Source organism: Rhodoblastus sp. (genome assembly GCF_052145335.1).
Lineage (GTDB): Bacteria > Pseudomonadota > Alphaproteobacteria > Rhizobiales > Beijerinckiaceae > Rhodoblastus.
This window is the reverse complement of sequence record NZ_JBKQOU010000165.1, coordinates 1-7755: the sequence shown is the minus strand read 5'-3', so window position 1 is coordinate 7755 and position 7755 is coordinate 1. Positions and strand designations below refer to the sequence as shown.

The following is a 7755-nucleotide window of genomic DNA, read 5'->3' as shown; positions in this document are numbered from 1 at the left end:
GCGAGGCCGGAAAATTCCGCCTCGAAGGCAAGGAATATGTCGTCGCCGACGGCGACGTGCTGCATTTCAGGTTCGCGAATTGAGAGGATGTCCTTCTCCCGCAAGGGGAGAAGGGAGCGCGCGTTTAGAGCGTTTTCAAGCGAAGTGGATACCGGTTCGCATGAAGAAAACGCGTAAAAACAAAAAACTAGAGCCCCGATCCGATTCAATCGGATCGGAAAAGGCTCTAGGCGCGAAGGGCGTCGAAAGTCGCCGCGAGTTCGCGCGTCTCTTCCGCGCCCAGCTGCAGGTCGGCGAAAACTTCTGCGCCGCCGCGCCAATTTTCCTCGCATTGCCGGTCTTGCAGCGCGCGATCCAGCGCCGTGAGGAATTCGTAGGCGCCCCAGCCGAGATTTTTGTCGCGCAACGACGCCTGAAGGGCGTTCTGCACGATGGCGCGGACGGTCTTGTGGACGCCGGAGGCCGGAACCTCGGCGTCGCGCCCTTCCGCCGCGGCGATACAGGCTTCGCGGTCGAAGGAGACATGGCCGCGACAGGCCAGCGGTCGGGCGGCATAAATGGCGCAGGCGCCGCCGATGATCAGCGGGCAACTTCTCCGCGAGGCGAAACGCTCCTCGTGGCCCTGCCCCGCGATGGCGTTTCGAGCCTCTCGCAGTCTTTTGGCGAGATCGACGCCGTGGGCGGCAAAAGCCTGCGACGTGAGGCGGATGAAGTGGGCGGCGTGGAAGATTTCCGGCGCCGTCGCCGCGACCTGAAGGCAGCAGCAGGTTTCGCAGCCCTTGCCGCAAGCGTGGGATGGCAGGCCCTCGCTCTGGATTTCGGCGTTTTTCTCGTAATTATCGCCGGCTTGCGCCGCCAGCACATCGACCAGGCGCGGATCGCCGGCGCCCTGGGCCAATATCAGCGCAAAGCTGTCGCGCATGGCGTTGAAAAAGGCCCGAAGGCCGGCAGCCGCTTCCTCGTCGCTCACGCCGTTGTCTCCTCAACCGGCATTTTAGGCGGAAACAGCCCGGCCTGGAAGCAGACGCTCATATGCTCGACCCGAGCGATGGCCACGCGCGCCGCCGCCGGCTGCAAATGGCGCTCGGCCATGGTCTTGAACAGCTCGATCCATCGGTCGAAGAATTCCGGCTTCAGATTGAGCGACAGGTGCGGGGTGAATGGACTGCCGGTATAGCGCGTGGTGCCCAGCAGGGCGCGCGACCAGAAATTCTGCACGATGTCGAAATGATGGTCCCAATCCGCGACATTGCGCGCGAAAACCGGACCGATCAGCGGATCCTTGAGCGCCTCGTCATAAAAGGCGCGAACCAGCAGGCGCAAATCCGCCTCGCTGACGACGACCGGCTCGGCGCCAAGTTCGGCTTCGCCGGTCAATAGCGCCGGGGCGCGATCCGTGGCCAGGGCCGCGATCTCCGGCGCGGCGCGGCCCTTGCGAAATTCGATATTGAGCGGCGGATCATATTTGCCGACCAGATCGCGCAGGATGTGATTGCGCTGGCGGGGATTTTCGCGCGCCATCCAGAACGCGCCGTCGGCCAGTCCGGCCGCCAGCGTCGGCTCGTCGCAATGGGCTTGTTCCAGCGCCCCCGCCATGTCCTCGGCCTCGCCGATCAGAACCGGATAGAGATATTCGCCGATCCGCCGCGTCAGCACATAAAGCCCGCCCGAACGGGGCGGATCGCCTGCGGCGAAGACGAAGCCGGCAAAGGTGACTTCGCCCGAACTTTCGGCGCGAGGAAGGATCGGACCCGCTTTTTGCGCGAGAGGCAGCGGCGAACGATCGTGAATTGGCGACGGATGTGTCATGTTTCGACCCTTATGGCGATTTTGCCCTCTCGCCTTGGATTTTCGCGCGGAGCAATTGTTGCGCCAATTTTTTGGGCGCCCGGGGGGTCGTATTTCAGGCCGTTGCGGCGGAATTTCGCGACGCTTGTGACGCAAGTTCGACACGGCTGTCGCAAGCGGGCGCCTTGCACAAAAAGAAAGACCGCCTCGCGGCGGCCGTTCTTAAGTTGCACGGCTTGGGAATTCAGGCGCCGAAAGTGATGCGTTCGTTGCGCGTCCGACGATACCCGGCGGAGCCGATGGCGGCGAAGCCCGCGAGCATCATGGTCCAAGTGGAAAGTTCCGGAACGGCGGTAACCGAAATGCTGGTGAACAGGGCCTGGCAGCAGCCATAGCCGCCCGGGTCGCTGACGCTATTGGCGATGCCACCCGTTGGGCTGGTATAGTTCGACCAGTTGTAGGAGACGCTGTTCGCAGCGGTGAACGAAATACCGCCCAAATCCGCATAGGGGGCGGAAGTCGGATACAACTGCTGGTCGGCGCCGGCGTAGCTCGTCAGGCCGGTGATCTTGAAGTGGTCAATAGAGCCGCTGATGCCGGTGACCACGTCGGAAGCGTTAGTGGTCAAAAAGCCCGAAGCGTGGTCGCCAGCGTTATCCGCGAAGGAAAACTCCCACACCTTGGCGGAAGCCGAACCGCTGACCAAAGCCATCGCCAGAACGGCGGCGGCAAGTTTCACTGAGTTTTTCATGGTACCCATTCCCCCAAGGAAAAGATCCCGTACACGTCGAACCTGAATGCCCTTTCAAGTGGAGGCGTAACTATTCGTTTACCATTATAGCAATTCGCGGATCGTGTCAAAGTATTGCGCATGAAACAGTTAATGCGTCACGCCTAATGGTTTGCGCGTCAAGCGGTCGCGACATTCTTCTATCCTGCTGACATTAAGAATAAAAGCGCTGCGCGTGCTGCTGCTGGACGTCGCCGCTGGGCGGTAGCCGGGAAATCCGCGACGCTTTGCCGCAGGCCCGACACCCTCCGCATGAAGCCTTGGCGCCGCTTTGTCGGGCGCCCGGCAAAAAAAAGACCGCCTCGCGGCGGTCTTTCCTGATGCAGATTTTTTCAAAAAACTTAGGCGGCGAAACCGGCCTTCTGCCGGCGATAGCCGACGAATCCGAGACCGGCGAAGCCGGCGAGCATCATCAGCCAGGTGGAGACTTCCGGAACGGTGCTCACGCTGAATGCGGTTAGCGCGTTACCGTTCTGCGGATAACCGATAGGATCGACGTTGCTGTTGAGAAGCCATGTGCCGCCGCTATAGGCATAGAGGTTAAAGTCTGGCCCCCCCGACGTGCTGAAGGAAATACCGGACAAGTCGACGCCGGCCGACTTCGGATAATCGATCGGATAGAGAATCTGGTCGGAGCCGGCATAGCTTGAAAGACCCGTGATCGTCTTTCCGTCCGCTGTGCCGGTAATGCCGGTAACCGTGTAAGTAGGTCCGACGGAACCGGTGATGAACGTACCCGAACCTGAGTCGCCAACGCCATCGGTGTAGGAAAATTCCCACACCTTGGCGGAAGCCGAACCGCTGGCCAAAGCCATCGCCAGAACCGCAGCGGCAAGTTTCACAGAGTTTTTCATGGTATCCATTCCCCCACGGAAAAGATTCCGAACATGTCGCGCCTGAATGCCCTTTCGAGCGTAGGCGTAACTATTCGTTGACCATTAGGCCAATTCGCGGCTCGTGTCAAAGCATTCAGGAATACGCCGCCACGTTCTCAGGGGGCATCAAGACAGTAAATATCGCGTTGCCACGCAACATAAAACCATCCCAAGTTCAATGTTCGGGCCTTTCTCATTTTATTTCAATACGTTGGCGTATCATGCGCGGTTTGCGCGTCAAACCGCCGCGGCATTAAGCTAACTTGCTGATTTTGTGTATAATAGTCGGCTCCTACTGCGACTGCCCTGCTGGGCGTTGGCGCTGGACGCAAAGAGGACGCGACTCTTTGCCGCGGGCGCGGGCGCGGGTTCTGCACCGGCCTCTCCGCAAAAGGAAAGACCGCCTCGCGGCGGTCTTCCTGACGTCGATTTTTTTGAAAAAATCAGACGGCGAGGGCCGGCTTCTGGCGGCGATAGCCGACGAAGCCGAGACCTGCGAAGCCGGCGAGCATCATCGCCCAGGTGGAGGCTTCGGGGACGCCGACCGAGATGTTGGTCACTTCGGCGCCGCAGCTCGCGCAGCCGTTGAGCGCAACGGCGTTGAAGGAAAGGATTTCGGACGTGGCCGTGGCCTTTATCGAGAACGTATTCAGCACCCAGACGCCCAGGTCGCCCGTGTTGGTCGTCAGGGTCTTGCCGCCGAAGGACGAAACCATCGACGCATCGGCGCCCTGGCGGCCGCCGTACAGATATGAAACCTTGTACCAGTCACCCACAACCAGGCCGCCGACCGACTGATAAATGGTGTCGGGGCTATAGTTGCCGAGCACCTCCGCATTCGTGCATGAGCCGTTGACGCAGGGCAGGCCATAAACCGGCGACGGATAGACTTCGACCGTGTCCGGGCTCGACCAGCCGGCGCCGCCATCGGAGAATTCGCCGTTGACGACGAGATTGGAGGCGAAAGCAGGAGCGGACAGACCGGCGAGCAGGCCCGCGAGCAGGATGAGCTTCTTCATGGACAGACCCCCGAAATGTAATTTCTCCGCTAATGCATGCGGCGTCGGTCAGCGGTAAACATCAAGGCCGATTGCAGACCAACCTTGGCGCTAAGCTTTAATGGATCGGACCGTCAGGTCAACTGTCAAGCTGAACTTTTTCGCCAAAAAAATAACTTAATTTCAAGAACTAACGTCATTGAAGCTTTGCATAGGCCGCCCGGCGCTGTTTCCCGCGTTCGAACGCGTGGAATCGCCGGGACCAAGGCGCCTCCGCGGCGCCGCCAGCAGGAAACAAGTTTGACAATGGGGAGAAATTCACATTGGGGAGAATTGGAGGCCTCGCCCGGATTCGAACCGGGGTGCAAGGATTTGCAGTCCTCTGCGTAGCCACTCCGCCACGAGGCCTCAACGCCGGCGACGCAAAAGCGTCATGGGCAGGACGCCTATAGCAGCAAGCCGCGCCCCGCTGCAAGAGTCTAACCGGTGGGTCCAACGGCATTCACGCGCTTGTCGTAAAAAATCGTTTTCGGGCTTTTCAATCCAAATCCGCGCTGCTATACGCCCCTCATCGCGAAAGTGATCCCTGATAGCTCAGTTGGTAGAGCAAGCGACTGTTAATCGCTTTGTCGCAGGTTCGAGCCCTGCTCAGGGAGCCACCTCCCCCTTTAATTCCGCGCCAGCGACCGCCGGAAATCCCGGGGAAAAAATGACCTTCACCAATCTGTTTGGCGCGCCGCCGTCCGAACTGGCCGAGATTTCCGCGGACGCGCGGCAATTCTCGCCGCTGTTTCCGGGCGCCGAAAATCTGCACGATCTTGCCCCCGGCTCGTTGAAAAACCTCGCCATGCTGGCGCCGCCCGGCGCCATCGAGCGCCGCCATTCGCTCGCCCTCGCCTTGCGGGCACTGGCGCCCGGCGCGCCTTTTCTGGTGCTTGCGCCCAAGGACAAGGGCGGCGGCCGTCTCGCCCGCGAACTGGCGGAATTCGGCTGCGCCTGCAACGAGACGAGCAAGCGCCACCATCGCATCTGCTCCGCCGAAGCCGACGGCGACCAGGCCGCCATTGAAGCCGCCATCGCCGCCGGCGCGCCGCGCTTTTCCGATACGCTCGGCCTGTGGACCCAGCCGGGCGTGTTCTCCTGGGATCGAATCGATCCGGGAAGCGCCTTTCTCATTCGCCATCTGCCTGAATTTTCCGGACGCGGGGCCGATTTCGGTTGCGGCCTTGGCCTGCTCGCCCATGCGATTCTGCGCTCGGAACGGGTCAAGGCTTTGGCCCTGGTGGATATCGACCGCCGCGCCATCGAGCTTTGCCGCCGCAATGTCGCCGACGAAAGGGCGAAAATTGTCTGGGCCGACGCGCGGGCCGTAAATCCGCAAATCCTTGGGCTCGATTCGCTCGATTTCGTGGCGATGAACCCGCCCTTTCACGAAGGGGGCGCGGAAAGCCGGGCTCTCGGCCTCGCCTTCATCGACAAGGCCGCCGCCATGCTGCGCAAGGGCGGCCAATGCTGGCTGGTGGCCAATCGCCACCTGCCCTACGAGGCGGCGCTGGCGCGCAATTTCCGCGAGGTTCGCCAAGTCGCCGAGGAGGGCGGCTACAAGATCGTCGAAGGCCGCAAATGAGCGGGGGCGCGGTCAGCACTTGCCGACTCGACCGGCTGCTGGCCAACCTCGGCTATGGCTCACGCCGCGAAATCGAGATTCTGGCGCGCAATGGCCGGATCAAACTCGACGGCGCGGCTTTGCGCGAGATTGCCCGCGTGCCGCTCAGCCCGGAGTTTGCCGCGCGAATGACGGTGGACGGCGAGGTTCTGGACCCCCTGCCCGGGCTTGTCGTGATGATGCACAAGCCGCTTGGCGTCACCTGTTCGCACAAGGAGGCCGGTCCTCTGGTCTATCGCCTGTTGCCGGAACGCTGGCGTCGACGCGATCCGGCGATTTCCACCGTGGGAAGGCTGGACAAGGAGACCTCCGGCCTGCTGCTGCTGACCGACGATGGCGCGCTGCTGCACAGAATCATCTCGCCCCGCAAAAAAATCGCCAAGATCTACCGCGCAAAACTCGACGGGGCGCTGAACGGCGACGAGGCGGCGGTTTTCGCCTCCGGCGCGATGATGCTGGAGGGCGAGGACAAACCGCTTTTGCCGGCCGGCCTGGAGGTTCTCGGACCGAGCGAGGCGCGGGTGACAATCGTCGAGGGCCGCTATCATCAGGTGCGGCGGATGTTCGCCGCTGTTGGCAATCATGTCGTGGCGCTGCATCGCGAGGCGCTCGGCGGGCTGAAACTCGATGAAGATCTGGCGCCGGGCGAATTCCGGCTGCTCGACGCCAAAGAAATCGCAGCGATTTTTTTGTCCCCGGCCGGCGAACCATCATAGCGTGCTGCGTTGTGCCCCGGATGAGTGTCCCGTTCGGTAGTCCTCCGCCATGGAAAATCATGCCGCGATCCTGTGGTTTCGCAACGATCTCCGCCTCGCCGACAATCCGGCCTTGGCGGCGGCGTGCGCCAGCGGGCTGCCCTTGCTCTGTCTCTATATCCACGACGAGCAAGCCGAGGGAATACGCCCGCCCGGCGGCGCCAGCCGCTGGCGGCTGAATCTCGGCTTGGGGGCGTTGGCGCGTGAAATATCGCGGTGCGGCGGCGAATTGCATTTTTTGCGTGGTTCGGCGGAGGATGTGCTGCCGCGTTTGGTAGGAAAAGCCTCGGCGGCGAAAATTTTCTGGAACCGGCGCTATGGCGGCGGCGAAATCGCCCAGGACAAAAGGCTGAAAGCGCGTTTGCGCGCTCAAGGCCATGAAGTCGCGAGCTTTAATGGCGCCCTGCTGGCTGAGCCCTGGGAGATCGCGCCGAAAAACGGCGCCTCCTACAAGGTCTTCACGCCGTTCTGGCGGGCCTTGCGGGAAAATCTTTCGCTCCCGCCGCCGTTGCGGCCCCCGGACAAAATTCCCGCGCTCGCCTGGCCATCCGGGGCGCCTGGACCGGTCGCCCTGGCCGATCTCGACCTCGCGCCAAAAAGTCCCGATTGGGCGCGGAAATTCCCCGATCCCGCGCCGGGAGAAATTCTGGCGGAACAACGGCTCCATGAGTTTCTGGAACAAAAGCTCGGTGATTACGACGCCATGCGCGACCGGCCCGGCGCCGAGAAGACCTCGCGCCTTTCGGCTCATCTGCATTTCGGAGAAATTTCGCCGCGCCAGATCTATCGTGAAGCCGATTCGCACGCCGGCGGCGACAAATTTCTCTCGGAACTGGGCTGGCGCGAGTTTTCCCGCCACCTGTTCTACGCCTTTCCCGACCTC

General features: G+C 61.8%; 8 protein-coding genes, 2 tRNA genes and 1 pseudogene. 5 read left to right on the top strand and 6 right to left on the bottom strand.

The features are described 5' to 3' along the window. A partial coding sequence (locus ACLP2E_RS11105; protein ID WP_442465955.1) for a DUF933 domain-containing protein occupies positions 1 to 83 on the top strand: 83 nt, incomplete at its 5' end. A 143-nt stretch (positions 84 to 226) separates the two neighbouring features. Here the strand turns inward: ACLP2E_RS11105 and ACLP2E_RS11100 are convergent. The 6 genes and pseudogenes from ACLP2E_RS11100 to ACLP2E_RS11075 all read right to left on the bottom strand — a co-directional run bounded on the left by ACLP2E_RS11100 (position 227) and on the right by ACLP2E_RS11075 (position 4859). After that, entirely contained in the window at positions 227 to 970 is a 744-nt protein-coding gene (locus ACLP2E_RS11100) for a hypothetical protein (protein ID WP_442465954.1), read from the bottom strand. Next, positions 967 to 1809 carry a group III truncated hemoglobin gene (locus ACLP2E_RS11095; RefSeq protein ID WP_442462367.1) on the bottom strand — a complete coding sequence of 281 codons (843 nt, stop codon included), beginning with the start codon at positions 1807 to 1809 and terminating at the stop codon, positions 967 to 969. Before ACLP2E_RS11095 ends, ACLP2E_RS11100 begins: the two co-directional genes overlap by 4 nt. 223 nt (positions 1810 to 2032) lie before the next feature. After that, positions 2033 to 2539, bottom strand: coding sequence for a hypothetical protein (locus tag ACLP2E_RS11090; RefSeq protein ID WP_442462366.1), 507 nt, complete (start codon positions 2537 to 2539; stop codon positions 2033 to 2035). 380 nt (positions 2540 to 2919) lie between these two features. After that, on the bottom strand, positions 2920 to 3432 hold the full coding sequence (locus ACLP2E_RS11085) for a hypothetical protein (RefSeq protein WP_442465953.1): 513 nt from the start codon (positions 3430 to 3432) through the stop codon (positions 2920 to 2922). A 464-nt stretch (positions 3433 to 3896) separates the two neighbouring features. Further along, a pseudogene (locus ACLP2E_RS11080) lies at positions 3897 to 3992 on the bottom strand (PEP-CTERM sorting domain-containing protein); the annotation flags it as partial. A 793-nt stretch (positions 3993 to 4785) separates the two neighbouring features. Further along, positions 4786 to 4859: transfer RNA gene (locus ACLP2E_RS11075), tRNA-Cys, on the bottom strand. Positions 4860 to 5034: 175 nt separating this feature from the next. Between ACLP2E_RS11075 and ACLP2E_RS11070 the strand changes: the two genes are divergently transcribed. From ACLP2E_RS11070 to ACLP2E_RS11055, 4 genes are all read left to right on the top strand, one after another. After that, positions 5035 to 5110 (top strand) — tRNA-Asn (locus ACLP2E_RS11070). A 50-nt stretch (positions 5111 to 5160) separates the two neighbouring features. Beyond that, the gene (locus ACLP2E_RS11065; RefSeq protein ID WP_442465952.1) at positions 5161 to 6078 is read left to right on the top strand and encodes a class I SAM-dependent methyltransferase; all 918 of its coding nucleotides are present in this window, start codon (positions 5161 to 5163) and stop codon (positions 6076 to 6078) included. Next, the gene (locus tag ACLP2E_RS11060; protein WP_442465951.1) at positions 6075 to 6833 is read left to right on the top strand and encodes a pseudouridine synthase; all 759 of its coding nucleotides are present in this window, start codon (positions 6075 to 6077) and stop codon (positions 6831 to 6833) included. The genes ACLP2E_RS11065 and ACLP2E_RS11060 overlap by 4 nt, the downstream gene beginning before the upstream one ends. A 49-nt stretch (positions 6834 to 6882) precedes the next feature. Beyond that, the coding region (locus tag ACLP2E_RS11055; protein ID WP_442465950.1) for a deoxyribodipyrimidine photo-lyase at positions 6883 to 7755 on the top strand (873 nt) is incomplete at its 3' end.